The following is a 23,583-nucleotide window of genomic DNA, read 5'->3' on the forward strand; positions in this document are numbered from 1 at the left end:
CGAAACCCGGCTGATCAAGCTGATGCCAGGTGGAGTGCGCCATCGTGTCGAACAGCAGCGCGGGTAACGCGAGCCACACGACGAAACGGTTCAGTTCGGAAGCGGCGGTCGGGCCGAGCAGATTGCGCCGCCGGCAAACGAAGCCAGCCAGGATCAGCGCGAATACGGGAATCAGGATTTCAAGCGTGGACAGCATCAGCTAATGCGCAGCGGCAGGATCGGAAGGACGCCAGCGTAAGCGCGAACAACGATACAATCCAATGCTGATTGTAGTGCTCAACCATACCTTTTTTGCATCATGATCGACGTCAAGCCGCTCCGGTACTTCGTCACGCTTGCCGAGACGCGGCATTTCGGCCGCGCGGCCGCGCGGCTCAACCTGTCGCAGCCACCATTAAGCCGGCAGCTTGCCGCGCTCGAAGCATCGCTCGGGGTCACGCTGATCGAGCGCAATTCGCGCAGCGTCACGCTGACTGCCGCCGGCGCGCGCTTCTACGCCGACGCGAAAGCGATTCTCGCCGCGCTCGACCAGGCTGGCCGCAACGCGCGCGCCGCGTTGCTCGGCGAACGCGGCGAGTTGACGATCGGCTTCACGATGTGTGCCGCGTACAGCGTGCTGCCAACCTATGCGTGCACCTACGGCGCGGCGTTTCCGGATGTCACGTTGAACTTGCGGGAAATTGTCTCGAATGACCTTGCAGCGCAAGTGCTCGACGGGCGGCTCGACGCGGCGATCATGCTCTCCGGCGCGCCGCATCACGTGCTCTGCGAACGCACGCTGCTGACCGAACCGCTGTGCGTCGCACTGCCGCGCCGGCACCCGCTCGCACGCGCGCGCCGGCTGCGCATTGCGCAGCTCGCTCAGGAGCCGTTCGTTATTGCGGTGCGGGAGGTCAGCGAAGGCCTGCACGCCGCGATCGTCGAACACTGTCGCGCCGCTGGCTTTGAACCCAATGTGCGTTTCGAGGTGCGCTTGCAGCAGACCGTGCTGAGTCTGGTCGATGAAGGAGCAGGCGTCGCGCTCGTGCCAACGTCGATGCAGCGCGCACAGCTGGCGGGCGTCGTATTCAAGCCGCTGATTGAAGCACCGTCGATTTCTCAGGTGCTGGTGTGGTTGCCGACGAACCGCAACCCGTGTCTCGCGCGATTGCTCGAACAGGTCGCGCAACCGGCTGGCGGAGCGCCTCGCGGGGAAGGCGGCCTGCGCGACATGACCGCGCAAGCCACCCTATAGCCCCATTACCCCATAGCGCACATCATCACGCAACAAGCGGCTTGACGATTCAGCCCGCCAACCGGCGCTCCGGTTGCGCGGCGCGTCGCACACGCTGCATGCGTTCGGCGAGCGCGCCGAACAGCAGGCCAAGCACCGTCCACAGCACGGCCTGCATGCCGAGCGCGGCAACGCGGAACTTCCACAGCACGACCGCCGGGAACGCGGCCGGCACCTCGTTGATATCCGGCAAGCCAGCCTGCACCGCCGCAATGATCACGATGAACACCGCCCCCGCGACAATCGCACCATTCCACGCGCCGAAGCGCGCGGCCGCATAACGCCGCACTTTCATCGAAAACACCAGTGCGGTCAGCGAGATCACGATCATCAGAAAGTACAGCCCGGTGCGATAGCCGATCGTCTCGGGGTCGCCGACCGATGGCGGATTGGGCGGATACTTCAGCGCCGGCACGATCGCGACCGCGATAAACGCGCCGAGCGCGAGCCACACGGATAGCGCGCGCGCGCTCAGTTTGCCGACGCGGCCGTACAGATAGGCGAAGGTCAACGCGAACAGCCCGCCAACCGCCGCGCCGTACACGACCACGCCGGTCAGCAAGCCCGCACCCGCCTGCGTACCGCGGCTCACGAGTTCGGGCTCAGGCGCTTCGCCCTTCGCCGCATCGGCTTTTTCCTCGAACGAGATGGCCTGATCGACCTGCGGTTCGCCCGCCACACGGGCAAATCCGAACGTGAGCAGCCCCGCGGCGATGCCTGCGAGCATCCCGCGCACCAGCAATTTACCCACCATGGTTCGCTCCTGCGTTAGTGGCAGGGGAAGCCGAGCAGATGGCGGCCGTCGTGGACGAATTCGTGCACGTACATACCGGGAATAAGCGACGTCGCACCCTCTTCGGCGCCGACGAAATACAGCGCCAGCAGCAACAGCAAACCGCCGAACACCACCCATGGCAGCAGTTCGCGCAGCGGGATCGGCGTGGGCTCGGCGACGGGCTCGAGCGCGTCGAGCGGCTTGAAAATGACGTCGGTCATGTTGGGTATCCCTTGGGGTTGCGCGCCCCGATAGTCGATTGAAAAGAAATGGCACGAAGCTTGGGTCTGACTTCCGGACCACCATGTGGCCGATTACAGTGGCGCGACCGCGCCGGACTTGCACCGGCTTCCTCGCCTCGCGTGGCGAATATTCTACGCGCTAAACTGTGCGGCGCCGCGAACGGATCGCACCGGCCCGCAAATCAGCGGGCATCACGATGGAACGACATGCAGACACGTCTACGGTTAATCAGTCACGCGTTGACGGCCGCGCAGCGCAGCGCAACGTTCGCGGGCGAGGACGAACCGCTCGATGCGCGCGGCCTCGCCGACGCAAACGCCTATGCCCTGCGCGCGCACATCCGGTTCGACGACAGCCGCCGCGTGCGCGCGCTGACCAGCCCCGCGGCCTGCGCACGCGATACGGCACGCGCGCTGGGTCTGACGGCAGCGGTCACCGCTGAACTCGCGGATACCCACTACGGCGAATGGCGGCACCTGCGTGTCGCCGATGTCGCCGCGCAAGCGCCGCAAGCACTCGAAGCCTGGCTGCACGACCCCGCCGCGGCGCCGCCCGGCGGTGAATCGTTCGAAGCGGTCCTCGCGCGCGTTGGCGGGTGGCTCGACGATCTTGCCGCGCGCCACCCGGGTGACAGCACGGTGGTCGCGGTTACTCACGCGGCCGTGCTGCGCGCCGCGCTCATTCATGTGCTGCGCGCGCCGGCCAGCGCATTCACGCAGATTGAAATCGCGCCGCTTACGTCGATCGAACTGCGGCACCATGACCAGCACGGCTGGAAGTGGTGGCCTCTCGCGCAAGCGAATGCGCAGCCGTGACGCAAACGGCCGCCCGACGCACATACATCACAGCATCGGGCAGGACAGAACCTGCTGCGGTGCAAGCAGCGTACCGGGTTCGCCGTTGCCGGCGGGCACGCCTTGCGTGGGCATCGCGATCAGCCTGACTGCGTTGGCGCCCGCATTCGCGAGCACGTAGCGCTCGACCTGCCCGTCCGGCTGCCAGTAGAGCCGGTAGGCCCCGTTATCCGCGTACACGTGCAGCGTGCCCGGCGTTGTCTTGCCAGCGGTGACCAGATTGACTGACTCGCCTTCGCGAACATGAAAGCCGCTCGCCGCACTCGAACCGCTCGCGACATTCGCCACATTCGCCGGGTCCGCGCCGGCGCCCAACAACATCCCGCAAGCTTCACCGGCCGCCATCGTAGCGAGCGGGCCAACCGCCAGAACCCCGGCGACGGCAAGCGATGCGATCGTGTTCGTGTCCATGGGCGCCCCCGAAGGAATCGAATCGGCAATGCAACAAGCCTACTCGCGCTCAGCCCCGCTTGTCGTCGCCTTCACTGACCCCGGGCATCAACGAATCGCTCGGCCGCGCAATGTCGAGCACCTTGCGCGCCGACTGAATGCCCACCACCGGCAGCCCTTCGGTATCAAGCTTGCCGATCTGCGCGAGCACCGTCGCCTGGTCCCAATAGATATGCAGATTGTCGATCCTGTCGCCGCGAAAGCAGATCACCGCGACCATCGCGACCTCGAAGTACTTGCCGGTCGGCTCGATGCCCGGCAGCATCCAGTGCATTTCGCACGTGTGCGTGCAGCACATCACGAATTCGTCGACGATCCGGTCAGTGCCGATCGTAAACGACACCGGCACATGCCGCGCGTCCGGCGGAATCGAATACATGAACTGCTCGACGTAGAAGCGCTTGAGCGACTCGTGGCCGACCGCGCCAGTCATTGTCGGCACGTCGTTGAAATACGGATCGGCAACCATCGTTTCCATGATCGCATCGGCGTCGCGCGTGACGTACTTGTGATAAGTGTGCCGTTTCCAGACGCGCTCGATCGCATAGATCGGCCCCATCGTTTTCTTGAGCAGCGATAGCGAGCGCGAATACGACAGCGACGCCGACGACCGGTCGAACCCGGGGCCGGGCACCGTAAACGACTCGCCACATTCGTATTCGTAGATCGTCACGCCTGGCCGATACTCGAACGCCGCGCGAATCTTGCCACGCACGAGCGTCTCGCTGGCGGACGCCACGCGCCCCGCCAGGTGCAGCACGAGCGGGCAACGCAACCGCCGGGCCTCGTGCAAATACCCTTCGAGCGCGGCGCCGCAGTAGCCGACCGCACAGTCGACATCGGTGTGCGCCGCCGCCAGCACCGCCAGCTTGCCGCCGAGCCCGAAGCCGAGCACGCCGACCTTGTCGCGCTGCGCCGGATGTTCGCGTAGCGCTTCGACCGTGGAATTGATGTCGTCGATCGCATGCTCGAGGTCGAGGCGCCGGTCATAGTCCCGCGCCTGCGCGACGCCATCGCCATGCCGGCTGAACGAAACGCGCGGCGAGAGCCGCCAGTAGAGATCGGGGACGACGACCACGTACCCTTCCTCCGCATAGCGTCTCGCGATGGCTTTGGTATGTTCGTCGATGCCGAAGATATCGTGCAACAGCACGAGGCCCGGCGCGGAATCGTACGTGGGCAATGCGATATAGCCTGCGAAACTCTGGCCATGGCTCGCAGCGATCTGAATGAAGTCGTCCATCTTGTTGTCGCACCAGGCGGTGCTGCGAAGAGCCAATAGGTTTTCCAGAACGCACGAGACCGGCCCATATTCCCGACGAAAGTCAGCGGAAAGCCTGTGAGCATCGCATCGGCGCGCCGTCGCGCTAAATCAGTGCACCGCCGGCCGCGCGCACTGCTGCGGTGCAATACAAAAGTCGCCGCCGATGCGTGCAATGCATTGCCGGATAAGGAATCCGGGCTTTGCTGCTGAATGGCATGACCGTTGCTTTAACGCAATGCGCTCCCTGCAACGACGCAGGGCGGCAACGAGCGGAACCGCATGCGGCATCGGCAGCCGCGGCCCGCGCACTACCAGGCGGCAGTTCCGCGTCAACGCGCCAACATGAGCGCGCGGCGGAACGGCGGCCGATCCGGTCGGGCAATGGCGTTCGACGTGTGTCGCAGCGGGTTCTATCACCCGCTGCGCGATACCTCGGCAGAACGGACATTATGAGCAAACCCCGACTCGTCGTCATCGGCAACGGCATGGCCGGCATCCGCACGCTCGAAGAATTGCTGACGATCGCACCCGATCATTACGACATCACGGTCTTCGGCGCCGAACCGCACCCGAACTACAACCGCATCCTGCTGTCGCCGGTGCTGGCCGGCGAGCAGTCGTTCCACGATATCGTGCTCAATCCGCTCGAATGGTATGAGCAGAACAACATCCGCCTGCATCTGGGCAAGACCGTCGAGAAGATCGACCGCGTGCGCCGCAAGGTGGTCGCCGCCGACGGCATCGAAGCGCCGTACGAGCGCCTGCTGATCGCCACCGGCTCGACGCCGTTCATCCTGCCGGTGCCGGGCAATACGCTCAAAGGCGTGATCACGTATCGGGACATCTACGATACGCAGGCGATGATCGACGCGGCGACGGTGAAGCGTCACGCGGTGGTGATCGGTGGCGGGCTGCTCGGGCTCGAAGCGGCGAACGGGCTCAAGCTGCGCGGCATGGACGTGACCGTCGTGCACCTCGCGGACACGCTGCTCGAGCGGCAACTCGATGCCGCCGCGGGCAAGCTGCTGCAGCGCTCGCTCGAGACGCGCGGGCTCAAATTCCTGCTCAGCAAAGCGACGGCGGAAATCGCCGGCAACGATGCGGGCGAAGTCACCGGCGTGATCTTCAACGACGGCAGCGCGATACCGGCTGATCTGGTCGTGATGGCAGCTGGCATCCGGCCGAACGCGGCGCTCGCGGAAGCGGCCGGGCTGCATTGCGAGCGCGGCATTGTCGTGAGCGACGCATTGCAGACCTATGATCCGCGCATCTACGCAGTGGGCGAATGCGTGAGCCACCGCGGCATTGCGTACGGTCTGGTCGCACCGCTCTTCGAGCAGGCAAAGGTAGCCGCAAACCACCTCGCGCTGATGGGCATCGGCAGCTATAAGGGCTCGGTGCTATCGACCAAGCTGAAGGTGACCGGTATCGATCTGTTTTCAGCGGGCGATTTCCTCGGCAGCGACGGCACCGAGGAAATCGTGCTGTCCGATCCGGCGGGCGGCGTCTACAAGAAGCTCGTGATCCGGGACGATCAACTGGTCGGCGCATGCCTTTATGGCGACACCGCCGACGGCGCGTGGTACTTCAAGCTGCTGCGCGAAGGCCGCAAGCTCGGCGAGCTGCGCGATCACATCATGTTCGGCGAATCGAGTGTCGGCGATGCGGGCGTGCAAGGCCAAAGCCGCGCAGCGGCGATGGCCGACAGCGACGAAGTGTGCGGCTGCAACGGCGTGTGCAAAGGCACGATCGTCAAAGCGATCACCGAGAAAGGTCTGTTCACGCTCGACGACGTGAAGAAGCACACCAAGGCATCGAGCTCGTGCGGCTCGTGCACCGGGCTCGTCGAGCAGATCCTGATGAGCACGGTCGGCTCGAGCTTCCAGGAAACGCCGAAGACGAAGGCCGTGTGCGGTTGCACGGACCACAACCACGGCGAAGTGCGCAAGGCGATTCGCGACCATCATCTGCTCACGCACCGCGACGTGTACGACTTCCTCGAATGGCGCACGGCGAACGGCTGCGCGACGTGCCGGCCGGCGATCAACTACTACCTGCTGTCGAGCTGGCCGCGCGAAGCGGTCGACGATCCGCAAAGCCGCTTCGTCAACGAGCGCGTGCATGCGAACGTGCAGAAGGACAATACCTTCTCGGTGGTCCCGCAGATGAAAGGCGGCGTGACGAACTCGTCCGAATTGCGCCGTATCGCGGATGTCGCGGACAAGTACCACATCCCGATGGTGAAGGTAACCGGCGGCCAGCGCATCGACCTGCTCGGCGTGAAGAAGGAGGATCTGCCGAATGTGTGGAAGGACCTCGGCATGAAGTCGGGCCACGCGTACGGCAAATCGATCCGTACCGTGAAAACGTGCGTGGGCAGCGAGTTCTGCCGCTTCGGCACGCAGAACAGCACGCAGATGGGCATCGATCTGGAGACGATGCTCGCGAATATGTGGTCGCCGCACAAGACGAAGCTCGCGGTGTCAGGCTGCCCGCGCAATTGCGCGGAGGCCGGCATCAAGGACGTCGGCGTGATTGCGGTCGACAGCGGCTGGGAGCTGTATGTGGGCGGAAACGGCGGCATCAAGACCGAAGTCGCGCAGTTCCTGGTCAAGGTGAAGACGCCCGATGAAGTGAAGGAGTACACCGGCGCGTTCCTGCAGCTCTATCGCGAAGAAGCGTACTACCTGGATCGCACGGTGCACTACATCGCACGCGTCGGCCTCGACTATGTGAAGCAGAAGGTGGTCGACCATGCGGCGAACCGCAAGGCGCTGTACGAGCGGCTGCTGTATTCGCTCGAAGGCCTGCCCGACCCGTGGGAAGCCCGCATCGGCGGCACGCAGAAGAACGAATACATCCCGCTCAAAGTAGTGGCCTGACGATCCGACGACAGGAAACACAACCATGGATATGCAAGTCACCCGCGCGTGGACGCGCATCTGCAGCGTCGCCGACATTCCGACACTCGGCAGCCGTGTGCTCGAACGCGCGGACGGCAATATCGCGCTGTTTCGCACCGCGCAGGACAACGTGTACGCGCTGCTGGACCGGTGCCCACACAAGGGCGGCGCGCTGTCGCTCGGCATCGTGCACGGCGAGAGCGTCACCTGCCCGCTGCACGCGTGGAATATCGATCTCGCGAGCGGCAGCGCCAAGGCGCCCGACGAAGGTTGCGCGCGCCACTTTCCGGTACGCGTCGACGCGGACGGCACGGTCTATCTGTGCCTCGCATAGCCAACGGTAACCGCGGTAAGGAGGTTCGATGAAGACCGTCACCCGTTCCACCTGCTGTTACTGCGGCGTCGGCTGCGGCGTGCTGATCGAGGCGGAGGACGGACGCATCACCGGCGTGCAGGGCGACCCCGAGCACCCGGCGAATTTCGGCAGGCTGTGCAGCAAAGGGATGGCGCTCGCGGACAGCGCGCGCAGCCAGACCGGCCGCATGCTGCAACCCGCACTGCGTACGCGGCGCGACGAGCCGCGCCACACGGTGTCATGGCCTGACGCGCTCGACACGGTCGCGCAGCGCTTTGCCGACGTGATCGCCACGCACGGTCCGGACGCGGTCGCGTTCTACGTGTCCGGCCAGTTGCTGACCGAAGACTATTACGTCTTCAACAAGCTCGCGAAAGGCCTGATCGGCACCAACAACATCGATACGAACTCGCGGCTGTGCATGTCGAGCGCCGTGACTGCGTACAAGATGGCGCTGGGCGCGGACGGCCCGCCCACCTGTTACGAAGACCTCGAACACGCGCAGACCGTGCTGTTCGCCGGCAGCAATATGGCGTGGGCGCATCCGGTCCTGTTTCGCCGGCTCGAAGCGGCCAAGGCCGCCAACCCGGCGATCCGCTGGATCGTCGTCGATCCGCGCCGCACCGATACCGCCGCGATGGCCGACCTGCATCTGGCGATCGAGCCCGGCACCGATGTCGCGCTCTTCAACGGGATGCTGCATCACCTGATCTGGGAAGGCGCGATCGATCGTGCGTATATCGATGCGCACACAGCCGGTTTCGCCGAACTCAAGGCACGGGTGCGCGAGTTCACGCCGCACGTCGCGGCCGGGTTGTGCGGCATCGCCGAGCGCGACCTGCTGCAGGCGGCCGAATGGTTCGGCACGAGCCCCGCATCGCTGTCGCTGTACTGCATGGGACTGAACCAGTCGAGCCATGGCACCGACAAGAATCTCGCGCTGATCAACCTGCATCTCGCGACACGGCAGATCGGCCGCCCCGGCGCCGGCCCGTTTTCGCTGACCGGTCAGCCGAACGCGATGGGCGGCCGCGAAGTCGGCGGCATGGCGACGATGCTCGCCGCGCACCGCGATATCGGCAACGCCGCGCATCGCGAAGAGGTCGCACGGCTCTGGGGCCTCGACGACGTCGCGCGCCTGTCGGCCAATCCCGGCTTGCCGGCGGTCGACATGTTCGACGCACTGCGCGCCGGCACGATCAAGGCGATCTGGATTGCGTGCACGAACCCCGTGCATTCGATGCCGGATATCGCCAAGGTGCGCGAAGCGCTCGATCAGGCGGAATTCGTCGTCGTGCAGGACGCGTTCATGCAGACCGATACGGTGCCGTATGCGGATGTGCTGCTGCCCGCCGCAACGTGGGGCGAAAAGGCCGGTACGGTGACCAATTCGGAACGCCGCATCACGCGGGTGCGGGCGGCGGTCGCGCCCGCCGGCGACGCGCAGCCGGACTGGTGGATCGCGAACGAAGTCGCGCGCCGCATCGCGCAGCGGCTGTCACGCGAGCCGCAGATGTTCGGCTTCGACTCGGCCGAAGCGGTGTTCGACGAACACCGCGCGCTGACTGCCGGGCGCGACCTCGATATCGGCGGCCTCAGCTATGCGCTGCTCGATGCCGCCGGTCCGCAGCAATGGCCGTTTCCGGCCGGCGCCGTGGCTGGCGCCGCGCGCCGCTATACCGACGGACAGTTCGCGACGGCGGACGGCCGCGCGCGCTTTCATCCGACGCAATACCTGCCCGTCGCCGACGAAGTCAACGCGCGTTTCCCGTTCCGGCTGACCACCGGACGTCTGCGCGATCAGTGGCACGGCATGAGCCGCACCGGCCGCGTCGCGACGCTGTTCTCGCATGCGCCGGAACCGGCGCTGACGATGCACCCCGGCGACGCCGCGCGGCGCGGCCTCGCTGACGGCGACCTGGTGCACGTGAAGAGCCGGCGCGGCGCGCTGGTGCTGCCGCTGCAGATTTCCGACGACGTGCAGTCGGGTGCGGTGTTCGCGGCGATGCACTGGAACGGGCAATTCGTCGCGAGCGGCGGCATCAACGAAACCACGCTCGCCGCCGTCGACCCGCACTCGAAACAGCCGGAGCTGAAGCATGCAGCCGTGCGCGTCGAGCGCGCCGAACTGCCGTGGCGGATGATCGCGGCGCGGCGCGGCGACGCACTCGCGCTGCAAGCGGCGCTGCAGCCGCTGCTGAAGGAATGCGCGTACGCATCGGTCACGCTCGACGCCGACGATCTGCTGATCCTGCGTGCCGCGCACACGGGCGCGCCACAAGGGTGGCTCGAGCGCGTCCATGCCGCGCTGGTCATGCCGGCCGGCGAAGACACGCTCGAGTATCGCGATGCGCGGCGCGGACTTGACAGGCGCGCGGTCTGGCGCGACAACGTGCTGGACGGCTTCGCGTTAGCCGGCGACACCGGCAACGGTGCTGCTTTACTGGCAAAATTGCGCGACGCGAAACCGTGGAGCGGCCCGCGCTTTGCCGCATTCGCCGCGTTGCGCATCGAACCGGCGGCGCGTGAGCGGGTCGTGTGCAGTTGCATGCAGGTGAAGGAATCCCGCATCAACGAAGCGATCGCAAACGGTGCGGGGGTGCCCGAACTGAAGGCAACGCTCGGCTGCGGCACGGTCTGCGGCTCATGCGTGCCGGAACTGAAGCGGCTCGTCGAGACCGCCGCCGTCGAGGGTTGAAGGGATGTGAGCGGTGATGTGAAGCGGCCATGTAAAGCCGCGATGCAAAGCGGCGAACTGAAGCGCCGCGCTGCGGAAGACTCGAACCTGGAACAACATGCTGCGTGTACTGCTCGTCACCGATACCGACAAGCCCATCGGCGAGTTGCGCGAAACGCTCGCGCAACTCGGCTACGAGATGCTGGCTGGCACGGCGACGCCGCAAGCGCTGCACCGCACCGTCGAAAGCGAACGGCCAGACGTGATCATCATCGATACCGAGTCACCTTCGCGTGACACGCTCGAGCAGCTCGCGGTGATGAGCGCGGCTGCGCCTCGCCCCGTGCTGATGTTCAGCAATGACGCGAATCAGCAGTTGATTCGCGATGCAGTCGACGCGGGCGTGACCGCGTATCTCGTCGAAGGTCTCGCGACGGAGCGCCTCGCGCCCATCCTCGAAGTCGCACTCGCACGCTTTGCGCAGGAATCGAAACTGCGTGAACGGCTCGCACAGGCCGAAAACGAACTCGCCGAGCGTAAGCTGATCGACCGCGCGAAACGCGTGCTGATGGAGCGTCAGAAGATGACCGAGCACGCCGCGTACGCGACGCTGCGCAAGCGTGCGATGGACCAGAGCATCAAACTTGTCGACGTCGCGCGCCAGATCGTCGCGTCGGCAGGCTTGCCGGAATGATGGGACGCCTATGACTCAACCTGCACACTCCAATCGTCCCGAGACCTCGCGCGCCGCGCCAGGCGGACCCGAAAAGACGCATCTGCGCCTCGGTTTCGTTGCGCTCAGCGACGCCGCGCCGCTCGTTGCCGCGAAGCTGTACGAATTTGGTCATGCCCATGGACTCACGCTCGAGCTGGTGCGCCAGCCTTCGTGGGCCGCGGTGCGCGACAAGCTGATCGCCGGCGATCTCGACGCCGCGCATGCGCTGTACGGTCTCGTGTATGGCGTGCAGCTGGGTCTCGGCGGCCCGCAAACCGATATGGCCGTGCTGATGGTGTTGAACCGCAACGGCCAGGCGATTACGCTGTCGCGCCGCCTGACCGAAGCGCTCAGCGCGCATCGCACGCTGCCGGAGGCACTGGCAACGCTCGGCCGCAAACCTGTGTTCGCGCAAACCTTCCCGACCGGCACGCACGCGATGTGGCTGTACTACTGGCTCGCCGCGCAACGCGTGCATCCGTTACGCGATATCGAAAGCGTTGTCATTCCGCCGCCGCAAATGGTCAATGCGCTTGCGCAGGACAAGCTCGACGGCCTGTGCGTCGGCGAACCGTGGAATGCGGTCGCGCAGGCTCAAGGCGTCGGTGCGACGGTCGTGTATAGCAGCGAGATCTGGCCCGACCATCCGGAGAAGGTGCTCGCCTGCCGGCGCGATTTCGTGAGCCGCTTTCCGAACACATCGCGCGCGCTCGTGCAGACGATGCTCGAAGCATGCCGCTGGCTTGACGAAGACCACCATTGCGCGGAAATTGCGCGACGTCTCGCGCAACCCGAATTTATCGGCGTACCGGCCGATATGATCGCGCCGCGCTTGCAGGGCGAGCCCGTGCATGCAACGCGCTTGCCGGTGCGTTTCTTTGCAGGCGGCCACGTGAACTATCCGCGGCCGGACGATGGCGTCTGGTTTCTGACGCAGTACCAGCGCTGGGGAATGATTGACAGGCGTGACGATTATGCGGAGATTGCCGCGCGCATCAACCAGACGGCGCTGTATCGCGAAGCAGCACATCATGCAGGCGTGACGATACCGGACGATCGAACACCGCAGGTGTTGATCGACGGGCACGTGTGGGATGGCGCGAACCCGGCAGCGTATGCCGATACGTTTGCGATACGAGGATCCTGATACCCAGCCCCGCCGTGCGCCGGAAAGACGCGACCCGCTATAGCGCTTGCCGCCGGTCGGCGAATGCGCCAAGGTTCGCCGCGAAGCGCCGCGCGCATTCCAGTCCGAACGGCGTCGGCGCCACGCCACGATCGTGCAACACGTCCCACCCCATCCGCCATGCAGCAAGGCGTTTGCCGTAACAGGTCAGCGTATCCAGCGATTGCATCACGAACACGATCGCGGGCAATAGTTGTGCGTACACGCTTTCCGCCCGCGCCAGATCGCCTTCTGCCCACGCCCGGTAGATCGCGGCCTGCCAATCGAACGTATCCGGCGCGACGATCAGCCCGGCGCAGCCCGCCCGCAGATTGTCGACGAGCTCCTGCCCGCCTCTGCCATTGAACACCGGCAAAGGATGGCCCAGCGCGCGCAGGCGCTCGATGGTCGCGCGAATCGTCACGGTCGGCCCCTCGCCCTTCAGCCAGCGAAACCGCGGGCACTGCGCCGTAAGTTCGATGATCGATTGCGCGGACAAGCCGACACCCAGGTACTCGGGCGCATTCTGAATACCGGCCGGCAGCTGCGTACGCTGCATGACCGCCGCAAAAAAGTCGAAATAGAACGACTCCGGCCGGTCGCGCATTGACGGCGGTTGCAGAACCAGGCCCGTTGCGCCACGCCGGTCCGCGTAGTCGGCCAATGCAACCTGCGCATCCACGGTGTCGCCGGTGACCGTTACCGCCAACGGCACGCGCGACGCGATATCCGTCGCGGCCCAGTCGATCAAGCAATGCTGCTCTTCGAGCGACAACCGGTTCACCTCGGTCGCGAGACCGAGGATGACGATGCCACTCGCGCCGGCCGTGATCGTTGCATCGACTTGCCGGCGCATCGTGTCGCGATCGAGTCTGTTGTGCGCGTCAAAATACGCGTACAGCACGGGCCACATGCCCGCGGGCGAAAACGGCGTTTGGGTCATGGCGTTCATCGATCGCGTCGCTCAGCGTTCACGTTCAATGCGGGTGCTCAATGCCGGATTCAATGAGACTCGCGCGGCACCGGTGCGCCGCTCGCACCGACGAGGAAGTCGAGGTCCGCACCCTGATCCGCCTGCAGCACGTGCTCGACGTACAGCCGGTAGTAACCGCGCTTCGGCAATTCGGGCGCCTGCCATGCGGCACGCCGCCGCGCGAGTTCCTCGTCGGACACTTCGAGATGAAGGCGTCGCGCCTTCACATCGAGCTCGATCATGTCGCCGGTTTGCACGAGTGCCAGCGGACCGCCGGCCGCGGCCTCCGGCGACACATGCAGCACCACCGTGCCATACGCGGTGCCGCTCATGCGGCCGTCCGAGATCCGCACCATATCGGTGATGCCTTTTTGCAGCACCTTCTTCGGCAGCGGCATATTGCCGACTTCCGCGAAACCCGGATAGCCCTTCGGCCCCGCGCCCTTGAGCACCATCACGCAGTGTTCGTCGATGTCGAGCGAATCGTCGTCGACCTTCGCATGCAATTCCTCGACGTTCTCGAACACGACGGCGCGGCCGCGATGCTTGAGCAGAGATTGGGTGGCCGCCGACGGCTTGATCACCGCACCGTTCGGCGCGAGGTTGCCTTTCAGCACCGCGATGCCCGCGTGCGGCTTGAACGGCTCGGCGAAGGTCGTGATGACCTGCTCGTTATAGTTCGGCGCGTCGCGCACGTTGTCCCAGATCGTCTTGCCGTTGACGGTCAGCGCATCGCGATGCAGCAGCCCCTGTTCGCCGAGTTGCCGCAACACCGCCGGCAGTCCGCCGGCGTAATAGAAGTCTTCCATCAGGAATTCGCCCGATGGCTGCAGGTTCACGACGCACGGCACCTCGGAACCGATCTCCCAGTCCTCGAGCTTCAGGTCGACGCCGATGCGCTTCGCGATCGCGAGCAGGTGCACGACCGCGTTGGTCGAACCGCCGATCGCCGCATTCGCCCAGATCGCATTTTCAAAAGCCTGACGGGTCAAAATTTTGTCCATAGTCAGGTCGTCGCGCACCATTTCGACAATGCGGCGCCCCGCCATATGCGCCAGCACCTGGCGGCGCGCGTCAACAGCGGGAATCGCCGCATTGTGCGGCAGGCCGATGCCGAGCGATTCGACCATCGAGGCCATCGTCGAAGCGGTACCCATCGTCATGCAGTGGCCGCGCGAGCGGTTCATGCACGATTCGGCTTCGACAAACTCCTGCTGCGTCATCGTGCCGGCGCGCACTTCCTCGGACATTTGCCAGACGCCGGTGCCCGAGCCGAGCGTGCCGCCGCGAAACCGGCCATTGAGCATCGGTCCGCCCGATACCGCGAGCGCGGGCAGATTGCACGACGCCGCGCCCATCAGCAGCGCGGGCGTGGTCTTGTCGCAGCCGACCAGCAGAATCACGCCGTCGATCGGATTGCCGCGAATCGATTCCTCGACATCCATTGACGCGAGATTGCGGAACAGCATTGCGGTGGGCCGCAGATTCGATTCGCCAAGCGACATCACCGGAAATTCGAGCGGCAGGCCGCCGGCTTCGCGCACGCCGCGCTTCACATAATCGGCCAGCTCACGGAAATGCGCGTTGCATGGAGTAAGTTCGGACCACGTATTGCAGATGCCGATAACCGGCCGGCCGTCGAATTCGTCATGCGGAATACCCTGATTCTTCATCCACGAACGATGGATAAAGCCATCTTTGTCGTCCCTGCCGAACCAGCTCTGCGAGCGGAGCTTGCGCATGTCGCCTCCTGTGTCTCTTTTGTGGGTGCCGTCTGTCGCGGCAAGTGCCCAGCTTACCGCATCGCGGCGGCGCCGGCAGGGGCCGTCGGCACGCCAGAGTCCGCGTTATCCCTTACATCGGCGCGTTATGGCTCGGGCTCTGCCCCATCAACAGCGTGCCCACCGCCACGATATCGTCGGTATCCAGCGACGCAGTGTCGGCCTTCAATTGCAATAGCGCGACAATCGTGTCGTAGCGCGCGGCACGCAAATCGCGCTGCGCCGCGTACAGCGCATTCATCGCGCGCAGCACGTCCGTGCTGGTTCGGCTCCCGACTTTGTCACCCGCTTGTGTGGCCGTCAGCGTGTCGCGGCACGACTCGACGAAGTCGATCAGCATGCCGGTCCGTTCGCGCCCCGCTTCGTAACGCGCAAAGCTATCGCGCGCGGCCGCTTCGGCGTCGCGTTGCGCCGACAGCAAGCCATTGCGCGCCTTATCTTCCAGCGCCTCGGACGTCCGGACTTTCGCCTGCAACTCGCCGCCCGAGAAAATCGGAATCGTCACCGTGAACATGGCCGTTGTCGTGGTCGTCGGCCGTGCGTAGCCTGCCGCTGCACCGGCAGGCGAATAGGTCGCCGTCACGCCTGCGACCGGATAGTGCGCAGCTTGCGCCTTGCTGACGTCGTACTGCGCGATCTGCATGTCGAGCTGCCGCATCTGCACGCCGAAACCATGCTCGCGTGCCTGCTCGGCCCACGCATCGGGGTCGGCGGGCGCAGCGGCCGGCAACGCCGTCGCGCTGTTCAACCGCGCCAGCGGTTCGAAAGGCGCGCCCGTGACCTGTTCGAGCGCGCGCCGTTTCGTTTGCAGCGCATTCTGCGCGGCGCGCCGCTGCAAAACGACTTCGCCGCGCAGCGTTTGCGCTTCACGCAAATCAATGTCAGTTGCCTCGCCCGCGTCGCGCCGGCGATGCAGTTGTTCGATTTCGACATCGATCGCCACGAGGTAATCTTCGACGCGGCGCAAGTCGTCTTCCGCGGCGAGTTCGTCGAAATACGCTTTCGCCGCGCGCAGCATCGACGCCTGTCGCGCGCCGCCGTATTCGACGGCGCCGCGCGCTTCGATCACACCGGCTTGCTGGTACGTGGTCCAGCGCGTCCAATCGAACAGCGGCTGCGTCAGGCTGACGGTCCAACCGCTTTGCCAGTAGCTGCTGCGCGGAAAGTCCTCCGTATCGATACGGTTATAGCCGCGCCCCCAGCCGCCTGACAGTTGCGGCAGCAGCGCGCCGCGCGCCGCGGGCACCGCCTGCCGCGCCGCTTCATAGGATGCGCGGGCCTGCGCAACGGACGCGTCATGGTCGACTGCCTGTTCAACCACCGACAGCAAGTCCACCGCGCGTGCATGGCCGCTCTCGACCAGCAGCGCGGCGCACGCGCAGACTGCGAGACACCGCTTAATCATGTCGCCGTCTCCATCGCGCACCCCGCACTGTCCGCTGTTTCGCGCCGCAGCGCGCCGTCGCGCAGCCGGTAGCGAATGTCGAACGCCGCAGCCAGCGTCAGATCGTGCGTGATCACGACGACCGTGCAATCCAGTTGCTGCAACAGCGCGGCGATATGCCGGACCGAGGCCGGATCGAGATTTGACGTCGGCTCGTCGAGCAGTAGCAGGCTGCGCCGCTGATAGAGCGCGCGCGCCAGCAACAGGCGCTGCCGCTGGCCGGCCGAGATATTCGCAATCGTGTCGCTGATCACCGTACGCGTACGCATCGGCAAACGCATCACGTCGTCGAACAGACCGACCGCGGTGAGCGTCGCGTGCACGCGCTCCTCGTCGACACTCGCGGCGAACAGCGACACATTGTCGGCAATCGAACCATGCAGAATCAGATCGCCCTGCCGCATATGCGCGGCGTGCCGGCGAATTTCGTCAACGCTCAGGTTGCGCCAGTCGATGCCGTTCAGCGCGATATGTCCTTCCTGAAAAGGCTCCGCGGCGGACAGCAGCTTGAACAGCGTCGACTTGCCGCTGCCCGACGGACCCACGATCGCAATCTTGTCACCGCTGACAATATCGATACTTGCATTTCTCAACACCGGCTCGTCCGACACGCCGTAGCGGAACGTCACGTTGCGCACCTCGAGCTGACGGAATGCGCGGACCTCCGCCGCGCGCTGCGTGTCCGCGAGCGGTATGTAGCGCTCCTCTTCGCAGTCGGCGATATCGGCCACACGCGCTGCCGGCACGCTTAGCATCAGATACCCGAACCCCGCGTTGATCGCGTGCGCAAAACGTTCGGATAGCAGCGACTTGTAGATCAGGAATGAATAGAACACGCCGACGGAAACCGTGCCGCCTAGCATCAGGCGCGCGGCGAACCAGATAATCGCAATCGTGTCGGCATAGTTCACCAGCTTCAGGATCGCATCGCGCGTATTGGTTAGCCGGGTGCTCGACAGTGTCGCCGCGATGTACTCCTTGTATTTCGTCATGAACAGCGCAGTGCGGCGCGTTTCGCCCTGCGCGAGCTTGACGAGCGACGCGGCGCGGATCGTCTCGATCAACGCGTCGTCACAGTTCGCCGAGCGCTCAACGACGAGTGCATGCGTGTCGCGCATCCGCGTGAACATCGCCACCGCAATCGCGACATAGACGGCAAACATCGCCAGCGCGATGAGCGTCAGACGCCAGCTTTGCATGAACATCAAACCGAGTGCGAGCACGCCGACTGTCACGTCGACGCACAACGATACGAAGGTCCGCGTCGCGTACACGCTGATTTCGTCCTGCGCCTTGATGCGTGCGAATACATCGCCGACGTGGCGCTTCTCGAACCACGGGATCGGATTGCGCAGCAGGTGCCCGAAAAGCCCTTCCGTCGAATTGACCCGCACGCGGCCGTGCACCAGTTCGACGAGCGTGGCTTCGACATACTGGCTCAACGCGCCGGCCGCGAAAATGCTGGCGAACGTCAGCACCAGCACGTTCAGCAAGTTCAGATTGTCGGCCGCCACGACATAGTCGAGCACGAGGTTCCCAAGATACGGCATCGCCAGAATCGCGAACTGGCTGCCGAGCGCGACGAATAGCACCTTCGCGAGCTGTTGTCTGAGCAACGGGTTAAGCGCCCGCACGCGCGCAAGCGCCGCCGGAACGCGCGACTTCGCGCGGATGCGCGGCAGGGTCGGCGTCGGTGCGCATTCGAGCAGATAGCCCGAGATGCTCGCGATAAATGTATCGATTGAGATACGTCTTCTGCCGGTGGCAGGATCGATCACCTGCACATAGCCACGGCCGGATTTCTCGAACACCACGAAATGCGCACCGCCGAAGTGCAGGATCGAGCCGGACGCAATCGAATGCAGATCCGCCGCCGCGTCGAACCGGTAAGCCTGCACCGCAAGACCGAACTCGACGGCAACGTCGTACAGGTCCATTAACGACAGGCCGTTCGCCGAAATCGGACGGTACGCGGACAGCTCACGCACTTCGGTCGCACGGCCGAGATGAGACAGCACCATCGCAAGGCACGCATAGCCGCATTCGGCCACTTCGTTCTGGTAGATCACGCGCACGCTCAGCCCCTCCACACGCGGAACAGAGGCGCGAGGACCCATTCGGCAATCGTTCTTCGCTCGACGACAATGCTGGCCATCGCGCGCATGCCGGGCAGGATGTCGAAGTGCTGCCCTTCGAAATCGAACGTGCGGCCGTGCAGCGTCGCCCACGCCATATAGCTGTCACCGGCCGGCTTGCCGGGCTCTTTCTGATTGCTGTCCGGCCTCGCAGGTGCGTCCACGGTCGTATCGGACAGCGCATCGATACGCGCTTCGTAAGTCCCGAATTTTGCGTACGGAAACGCATCGAACTTGAGCCGCACCGTCTGCCCGATCCGCACGAAACCGCGGCGCCGCGACGGAATCAGCAGTGCGGCACGCAGGCGGCGATCGTCGCAGGTCGCCATCACCAGCGCGACGTCTTCGGGCGCGAGCATGCGCCCCGGTACGAGACTCGAAAACGTGATCACCCCCGCCTTCGGCGCGGAAATCGTGGTGTCCTGGCGCGACTGTTCAAAGCGCAGCCGGATATCCTGCGCGTCGCGCGCGTGGCGCGCGTCCAGTTCCTTCAATTGCGCTTCGAGATCGGCTCGCGTATTGCGCGACGCGCCGATCTCACCCACTAGCTGTGCACGCCGCGCCGTGCTCTGCGCGACGTTCGCCCGCGCCTGATGCACTTCGGTGCTGGCATCCTCGACGCGATTTGCCGTCACAAGCCCGGCCGCCGACTCGAGCCGTTGCAGCTTGCGCTCGGCCCCTGCCGCAAGCGCGCGGGCCTCCGCGATCTGTTCGTCGAGCGCGGCCAGTTCGGCGCGCCTGCTTGCCTCCGTCGCCCGGGCGCCGTCCAGTTGCGCATGCAACTGGATCTTGCGCTGCGCCCATTGCGTGTCGGCGGCCGCGAGCTGTTCGTCGCGCATTCGTGTATCGAAATCCAGGCGCTGGCGGCCGTCGCTCGCGAGCGACAGGTCGCGCTGCAGCCTGAAAAGCGGAGCGCCCTGCGCAACCTGCGCGGCCGGTTGCACGTAGATCGACGTCACGAGTCCGCTGATGCCGCGAATCTTCAACTCGGACGACGATATGATTTCGCACGGTACGTCCTGTTTGATTTCGATCTGATGGTTGAACGCGAAGACAATTGCCGCCCCAAGCAGGGCAGACGTCGCATACGCAATCCATCGCCACGGGATGTCGCGAAACTGGGGCAGATTGGTTGGATCCATTGCAGTAATGGCAAAAGCCCGCTGCGGCAGGCATATGAAGGTCTGAGAAAACGTCGCTATAGGCCCAGCGCAATGTGGTTCAGCGGGATGGAGAAAAGGCGTAGATCGACGAATGACCCGTAACGAGCGAGCGGGCGAAGTTATCGGTCAACGCACGTTCGATGCAATCCGCGACCCGTTGCGGCGCGTTCTCGGCGGCGAGCGGGATCGCATCGCATAGCTGCGCGCCGAAGCGCCCTCGTTCGAAGCGCAAATAGAACGGCAACAGCCACGCGTCGACAGGCGCACCGAGGCGAAACACGCCGTGATGAATCCGTGCCGCCCGGCCAAACATCGTGACGCCCACTGTTTCCATCGGAAAACGCATCAGCGTGTACGGCGGCACATCCGCAAACAGCACGACCACGCCATTGCGCCGCAGCGACCGAATCACGCGCAGCCCGAGGCCGTTGCGGTTCTCGCCGCCGTACGTATGCAACACTTCAATCGCCGGGATCAACGCGTCGTCGTCGCCATACAGATTGCGCGGCACACCGGACACGACGCCGATCGACTCGAGCCCGAGCCGCTTGCGCAATTCGTCGACCACATAGATGTTCGCGTATTGCGACACGTAGTGAAACGGCGCGACGATCACCGGCCGGGATACCGCCTGCGCTTTCAGTTCGGCAACCCGTTGCGCAATCGTCGCGGCGACCGCCTGAAGATCGGGCCATGCTTCGGCACGATGCAGCTGCCGGCCGAAGTGCAGCCGCTGATCAATCAGCCTTTCGAGACGCGCGCCGATCAGGACGTCGCGCCGCTTCAGCGATTTCAGTTGCAGCACGTCACGACCGGTTTCCCATCGTTCGATGCCCACCCAGCGTGCGCGCGCGTCAATCGTGCTGCGCATTGCCCATCCGGCCAGCGCCAGCCACTCGATCGTGCGCAGCGACATGCGACACAACAGGCGTGCGCGAATCCGGTAGCGCCATGCCGCAATCTGTCGCAGAGCACGCGACAGATTGCGCCAGAAGAAGTGACGGATATTCATCGACTTGACGCTCAGCAAAACGACGCGGCCGCAGCGGATACTCGCGCACCTCAAGTATTCGCCGCGACCTTGCGATCGTGCCGGCCTTCGCCTTTACGCTTAGTGCCCCGACGACTGGGATGCCGTCGACGATGCGGCGACCTGCACCACGACCACCGAGGTCGCCGAAGCAGAGCTGGAGCCGCCTTTGTTGGCACCACCGGCAATCCCCGCGTGAACCAATGCACTACGATCGATCTTTAGCATGGTTTAGCCCACCTTCACTACCACCACCGTTGCAGCACTAGCGGTGCTGGACTGCCGCTTATTGCAACCACCCGCGACATTTGCTTGAGTCAGTGCGTTACGGTCGATTTTTTGCATTTTTTAGCCTCGTTAATTGAGAAGTGTCTGGAAACACCATCCGAAAGGCGTACCGGACAGGCAGCAGTATCCGTATCGATATACCCCCGCACCATAAGAATCTTTCGAATCTTCACGGGCGATCCGTAAAATATCGTCACTTTGCTGCATCGGCAGCAATCGAACGATAGAATCGGGACGTTACGAAAGCTGCGGTGTGCGTACCGCATTCAGTATGTGCCTCTCATCACACCAGCCTCCATGCGAAATTCGCATTGCCGTCGCCGACGATCATCCGGTCATTCGCCATGCAGCAGCCGCCACCTTGAGCCGCATCGCCGGCATGCAGATCGCCGCAAGCGTCGCATCGGGCGCGGAACTACTCGATGCATTGCAGACCGGACCCTGGCATCTGATCATCACCGATCTGCTCATGCATGGCGTGCAGGCCGATCGCGACGGATTACATCTCGTGAGGCAACTCAAGCGGCTTTATCCAGACACGCCGATCCTCGTGTTCACGATGGTCCGCAATCGCGACATTCTTCAGGAACTCGAACAAATTAACGTCGCAGGGATCGTCACAAAATCCGAAAGCGTCGGCACATTCGCCGAAGCCGTGGCAGAAGTCGCGATGCATCGAAAGCGTTACCGGTCCGCCGGGGTAAAGGCGATTCTCGACGGCCCGCGACCGTCGGTGCCGGGCCTCGCCGATCGCTCGTCGCTGACGGGCAAGGAACTTGAAGTCATTCGTCTGTACGGAGCCGGACTGTCGCTGACGGAAATCGCTGCACGCCTGCACCGTTCCGTTTCCACGATCGCCACACAGAAAAGCAATGCGATGCGCAAACTTGGCATCACGACGAACGCGGATATGATCCGCTACGCGCACATCACCCGGCTTATTCGATAAGAAAGGGCCGCGCACAACATTCAGCGCGGCCCTTATTGATGGCGTCCAGGCGTTCGTCAGCGCGACGACTGCCGGCTAGCGTGCATCAGAAATTGAAGTTATCGATATTGCTCGCATCGAACGTGGTCGGCGGTCCAAGGATAATCTCGCCGTTCGCGCCGATCGTGCGCTTGCCGAGCTTGCCGGCTTCGAACGACTCACCCTCCTTGCCGGTGATCGTCCCTGACGCGAGATTCGCCGCCGCATACGCGGCGAGATAGCCAAGCTGACCCGGGTCCCACAGCTGGAATGCCTTGACCGTGCCGTTCTTCACGAATGCACGCATCTGGTTCGGCGTGCCGAGTCCCGTGACCGCGACTTTGCCCTTGCTCGACGATGTCGAAATGTAGCGCGCTGCGGCCGCGATACCGACCGATGTCGGCGCAACGATCGCCTTCAGGTTCGGATAGGCCTGCAGCAAGCCTTGCGTCTCGACAAACGACTTCTGGTCGTCATCATTGCCGTACGCGATCTTGACGAGCTTCATCTTCGAATACTCGGGCTTCTTCAGCTCCTCCTGCATCCATTTGATCCACGTGTTCTGATTCGTCGCATTCGGCGTCGCCGACAGAATCGCGAACTCGCCCTCGCCGCCCATCAGCTTCGCCACCAGCTGAATCTGGCCACGGCCGATGCTTTCCGCGTTCGCCTGGTTGACGAACAGCTGCCGTCCTTCGGGCGCGGTGTCCGAATCGAACGTCACGACCTTGATGCCTTGCGACATCGCTTTCTTCAGGTAAGGCACCAGCGCGTTCGCATCGTTCGCGGCGATCACGATCGCATCCTGCTGTTGCGTAATCAACGTATTGATGTACGACACCTGCGATGACGCGCCCGCGTCCGACGGGCCGACTACCTTGCCCACGCCCTTGAAATCCTTGATCGCGGCCATGCCGCCGTCGTCGGCGATCACTTCGTACGGGTTGTTGATCTGCTTCGGCACGAAGGCGATCTTCAAGCCGCTCTTGAGGTCGGCCGCGTGCGCGGTGCTGGCGATGCCGAGCATCGCCGCGCATAGCAGCGCCGCCGTGGCCATGTGCGTGGCCGCGGCTTTCGCGTGAAGCAAAGGTTTGTGCATTGCGTGTCTCCTCGCTGGAATTGACGGAC

At 64.3% G+C, this 23,583-nt stretch carries 21 protein-coding genes; 8 read left to right on the forward strand and 13 right to left on the reverse strand.

Features of this window, described 5'->3' with window-relative positions; translation table 11 throughout:
- Positions 1 to 196: AEC family transporter (locus HV796_RS14285; protein ID WP_175227159.1), on the reverse strand; the 196-nt coding region annotated here is incomplete at its 3' end.
- A gap of 102 nt (positions 197 to 298) precedes the next feature.
- Here HV796_RS14285 and HV796_RS14290 point away from each other — a divergent pair.
- Positions 299 to 1,234: a LysR family transcriptional regulator gene (locus HV796_RS14290; protein ID WP_175227160.1), complete on the forward strand. Its 936-nt coding sequence runs from the start codon at positions 299 to 301 to the stop codon at positions 1,232 to 1,234.
- Between the two features lie 49 nt (positions 1,235 to 1,283).
- On the opposite strand, the gene HV796_RS14295 is transcribed toward HV796_RS14290, so the two are convergent.
- On the reverse strand, positions 1,284 to 2,027 hold the full coding sequence (locus HV796_RS14295; RefSeq protein WP_175227161.1) for a CbtA family protein: 744 nt from the start codon (positions 2,025 to 2,027) through the stop codon (positions 1,284 to 1,286).
- Between the two features lie 14 nt (positions 2,028 to 2,041).
- Complete coding sequence (locus HV796_RS14300) at positions 2,042 to 2,269, reverse strand: CbtB domain-containing protein (protein WP_175227162.1); 228 nt, start codon at positions 2,267 to 2,269, stop codon at positions 2,042 to 2,044.
- 228 nt (positions 2,270 to 2,497) lie between these two features.
- Here HV796_RS14300 and HV796_RS14305 point away from each other — a divergent pair, with 228 nt between their 5' ends.
- Positions 2,498 to 3,106 (forward strand): histidine phosphatase family protein, encoded by a 609-nt coding sequence (locus tag HV796_RS14305; protein WP_175227163.1) that lies wholly within the window; start codon positions 2,498 to 2,500, stop codon positions 3,104 to 3,106.
- 27 nt (positions 3,107 to 3,133) lie between these two features.
- Here HV796_RS14305 and HV796_RS14310 read toward each other — a convergent pair whose 3' ends face one another.
- On the reverse strand, positions 3,134 to 3,556 hold the full coding sequence (locus HV796_RS14310) for a hypothetical protein (RefSeq protein ID WP_175227164.1): 423 nt from the start codon (positions 3,554 to 3,556) through the stop codon (positions 3,134 to 3,136).
- 49 nt (positions 3,557 to 3,605) lie between these two features.
- Entirely contained in the window at positions 3,606 to 4,874 is a 1,269-nt protein-coding gene (locus HV796_RS14315; protein ID WP_425497094.1) for a dienelactone hydrolase family protein, read from the reverse strand.
- A 434-nt stretch (positions 4,875 to 5,308) separates the two neighbouring features.
- On the opposite strand from HV796_RS14315, the gene nirB reads away from it, so the two are divergent.
- The 5 genes from nirB to HV796_RS14340 all read left to right on the forward strand — a co-directional run bounded on the left by nirB (position 5,309) and on the right by HV796_RS14340 (position 12,656).
- Positions 5,309 to 7,741, forward strand: a complete 2,433-nt coding sequence (gene nirB / locus HV796_RS14320; protein ID WP_175227166.1) for a nitrite reductase large subunit NirB — start codon at positions 5,309 to 5,311, stop codon at positions 7,739 to 7,741.
- Between the two features lie 25 nt (positions 7,742 to 7,766).
- Positions 7,767 to 8,096: a nitrite reductase small subunit NirD gene (gene nirD, locus HV796_RS14325; RefSeq protein WP_175227167.1), complete on the forward strand. Its 330-nt coding sequence runs from the start codon at positions 7,767 to 7,769 to the stop codon at positions 8,094 to 8,096.
- A 28-nt stretch (positions 8,097 to 8,124) separates the two neighbouring features.
- Positions 8,125 to 10,815, forward strand: coding sequence for a nitrate reductase (locus HV796_RS14330; RefSeq protein ID WP_175227168.1), 2,691 nt, complete (start codon positions 8,125 to 8,127; stop codon positions 10,813 to 10,815).
- 97 nt (positions 10,816 to 10,912) lie between these two features.
- Positions 10,913 to 11,488 carry an ANTAR domain-containing response regulator gene (locus HV796_RS14335; RefSeq protein WP_175227169.1) on the forward strand — a complete coding sequence of 192 codons (576 nt, stop codon included), beginning with the start codon at positions 10,913 to 10,915 and terminating at the stop codon, positions 11,486 to 11,488.
- Between the two features lie 10 nt (positions 11,489 to 11,498).
- Positions 11,499 to 12,656 carry a CmpA/NrtA family ABC transporter substrate-binding protein gene (locus HV796_RS14340; RefSeq protein ID WP_175227170.1) on the forward strand — a complete coding sequence of 386 codons (1,158 nt, stop codon included), beginning with the start codon at positions 11,499 to 11,501 and terminating at the stop codon, positions 12,654 to 12,656.
- Positions 12,657 to 12,693: 37 nt separating this feature from the next.
- On the opposite strand, the gene HV796_RS14345 is transcribed toward HV796_RS14340, so the two are convergent.
- The 7 genes from HV796_RS14345 to HV796_RS14375 all read right to left on the reverse strand — a co-directional run bounded on the left by HV796_RS14345 (position 12,694) and on the right by HV796_RS14375 (position 21,428).
- Positions 12,694 to 13,626: a dihydrodipicolinate synthase family protein gene (locus HV796_RS14345; protein WP_246355860.1), complete on the reverse strand. Its 933-nt coding sequence runs from the start codon at positions 13,624 to 13,626 to the stop codon at positions 12,694 to 12,696.
- Between the two features lie 50 nt (positions 13,627 to 13,676).
- A complete protein-coding gene (locus HV796_RS14350; RefSeq protein WP_175227171.1) occupies positions 13,677 to 15,389 on the reverse strand; it encodes an IlvD/Edd family dehydratase in 1,713 nt (570 codons plus the stop codon).
- A 112-nt stretch (positions 15,390 to 15,501) separates the two neighbouring features.
- A complete protein-coding gene (locus HV796_RS14355) occupies positions 15,502 to 16,833 on the reverse strand; it encodes a TolC family outer membrane protein (RefSeq protein ID WP_175227172.1) in 1,332 nt (443 codons plus the stop codon).
- Positions 16,830 to 18,947, reverse strand: a complete 2,118-nt coding sequence (locus HV796_RS14360) for a peptidase domain-containing ABC transporter (protein ID WP_175227329.1) — start codon at positions 18,945 to 18,947, stop codon at positions 16,830 to 16,832. Before HV796_RS14360 ends, HV796_RS14355 begins: the two co-directional genes overlap by 4 nt.
- Before the next feature lie 2 nt (positions 18,948 to 18,949).
- Positions 18,950 to 20,149 carry an HlyD family secretion protein gene (locus HV796_RS14365; protein WP_175227173.1) on the reverse strand — a complete coding sequence of 400 codons (1,200 nt, stop codon included), beginning with the start codon at positions 20,147 to 20,149 and terminating at the stop codon, positions 18,950 to 18,952.
- 79 nt (positions 20,150 to 20,228) lie between these two features.
- Positions 20,229 to 21,182, reverse strand: a complete 954-nt coding sequence (locus HV796_RS14370; protein WP_246355861.1) for a lysophospholipid acyltransferase family protein — start codon at positions 21,180 to 21,182, stop codon at positions 20,229 to 20,231.
- 99 nt (positions 21,183 to 21,281) lie between these two features.
- Positions 21,282 to 21,428 (reverse strand): hypothetical protein, encoded by a 147-nt coding sequence (locus HV796_RS14375; protein WP_175227174.1) that lies wholly within the window; start codon positions 21,426 to 21,428, stop codon positions 21,282 to 21,284.
- Positions 21,429 to 21,759: 331 nt separating this feature from the next.
- Here HV796_RS14375 and HV796_RS14380 point away from each other — a divergent pair, with 331 nt between their 5' ends.
- Positions 21,760 to 22,437 (forward strand): response regulator, encoded by a 678-nt coding sequence (locus HV796_RS14380; protein ID WP_175227175.1) that lies wholly within the window; start codon positions 21,760 to 21,762, stop codon positions 22,435 to 22,437.
- Positions 22,438 to 22,522: 85 nt separating this feature from the next.
- On the opposite strand, the gene rhaS is transcribed toward HV796_RS14380, so the two are convergent.
- Positions 22,523 to 23,554 carry a rhamnose ABC transporter substrate-binding protein gene (gene rhaS, locus HV796_RS14385; protein WP_175227176.1) on the reverse strand — a complete coding sequence of 344 codons (1,032 nt, stop codon included), beginning with the start codon at positions 23,552 to 23,554 and terminating at the stop codon, positions 22,523 to 22,525.
- Positions 23,555 to 23,583 lie beyond the last annotated feature (29 nt).

Source organism: Paraburkholderia humisilvae (assembly GCF_902859855.1).
Lineage (GTDB): Bacteria > Pseudomonadota > Gammaproteobacteria > Burkholderiales > Burkholderiaceae > Paraburkholderia > Paraburkholderia humisilvae.

What these genes read in the sequence shown, in the direction of transcription:
- HV796_RS14295 (WP_175227161.1), bottom strand. Translation starts at nt 2,027, where the DNA reads ATGGTGGGTAAATTGCTGGTGCGCGGGATGCTCGCAGGCATCGCCGCG.
- HV796_RS14345 (WP_246355860.1), bottom strand. Translation starts at nt 13,626, where the DNA reads ATGAACGCCATGACCCAAACGCCGTTTTCGCCCGCGGGCATGTGGCCC.
- HV796_RS14350 (WP_175227171.1), bottom strand. Translation starts at nt 15,389, where the DNA reads ATGCGCAAGCTCCGCTCGCAGAGCTGGTTCGGCAGGGACGACAAAGAT.
- HV796_RS14310 (WP_175227164.1), bottom strand. Translation starts at nt 3,556, where the DNA reads ATGGACACGAACACGATCGCATCGCTTGCCGTCGCCGGGGTTCTGGCG.
- HV796_RS14300 (WP_175227162.1), bottom strand. Translation starts at nt 2,269, where the DNA reads ATGACCGACGTCATTTTCAAGCCGCTCGACGCGCTCGAGCCCGTCGCC.
- HV796_RS14290 (WP_175227160.1), top strand. Translation starts at nt 299, where the DNA reads ATGATCGACGTCAAGCCGCTCCGGTACTTCGTCACGCTTGCCGAGACG.
- HV796_RS14335 (WP_175227169.1), top strand. Translation starts at nt 10,913, where the DNA reads ATGCTGCGTGTACTGCTCGTCACCGATACCGACAAGCCCATCGGCGAG.
- HV796_RS14340 (WP_175227170.1), top strand. Translation starts at nt 11,499, where the DNA reads ATGACTCAACCTGCACACTCCAATCGTCCCGAGACCTCGCGCGCCGCG.
- HV796_RS14365 (WP_175227173.1), bottom strand. Translation starts at nt 20,149, where the DNA reads ATGGATCCAACCAATCTGCCCCAGTTTCGCGACATCCCGTGGCGATGG.
- HV796_RS14380 (WP_175227175.1), top strand. Translation starts at nt 21,760, where the DNA reads ATGTGCCTCTCATCACACCAGCCTCCATGCGAAATTCGCATTGCCGTC.
- HV796_RS14355 (WP_175227172.1), bottom strand. Translation starts at nt 16,833, where the DNA reads ATGATTAAGCGGTGTCTCGCAGTCTGCGCGTGCGCCGCGCTGCTGGTC.
- rhaS (WP_175227176.1), bottom strand. Translation starts at nt 23,554, where the DNA reads ATGCACAAACCTTTGCTTCACGCGAAAGCCGCGGCCACGCACATGGCC.
- HV796_RS14370 (WP_246355861.1), bottom strand. Translation starts at nt 21,182, where the DNA reads ATGAATATCCGTCACTTCTTCTGGCGCAATCTGTCGCGTGCTCTGCGA.
- HV796_RS14330 (WP_175227168.1), top strand. Translation starts at nt 8,125, where the DNA reads ATGAAGACCGTCACCCGTTCCACCTGCTGTTACTGCGGCGTCGGCTGC.
- nirB (WP_175227166.1), top strand. Translation starts at nt 5,309, where the DNA reads ATGAGCAAACCCCGACTCGTCGTCATCGGCAACGGCATGGCCGGCATC.
- HV796_RS14375 (WP_175227174.1), bottom strand. Translation starts at nt 21,428, where the DNA reads ATGCTAAAGATCGATCGTAGTGCATTGGTTCACGCGGGGATTGCCGGT.
- HV796_RS14305 (WP_175227163.1), top strand. Translation starts at nt 2,498, where the DNA reads ATGCAGACACGTCTACGGTTAATCAGTCACGCGTTGACGGCCGCGCAG.
- nirD (WP_175227167.1), top strand. Translation starts at nt 7,767, where the DNA reads ATGGATATGCAAGTCACCCGCGCGTGGACGCGCATCTGCAGCGTCGCC.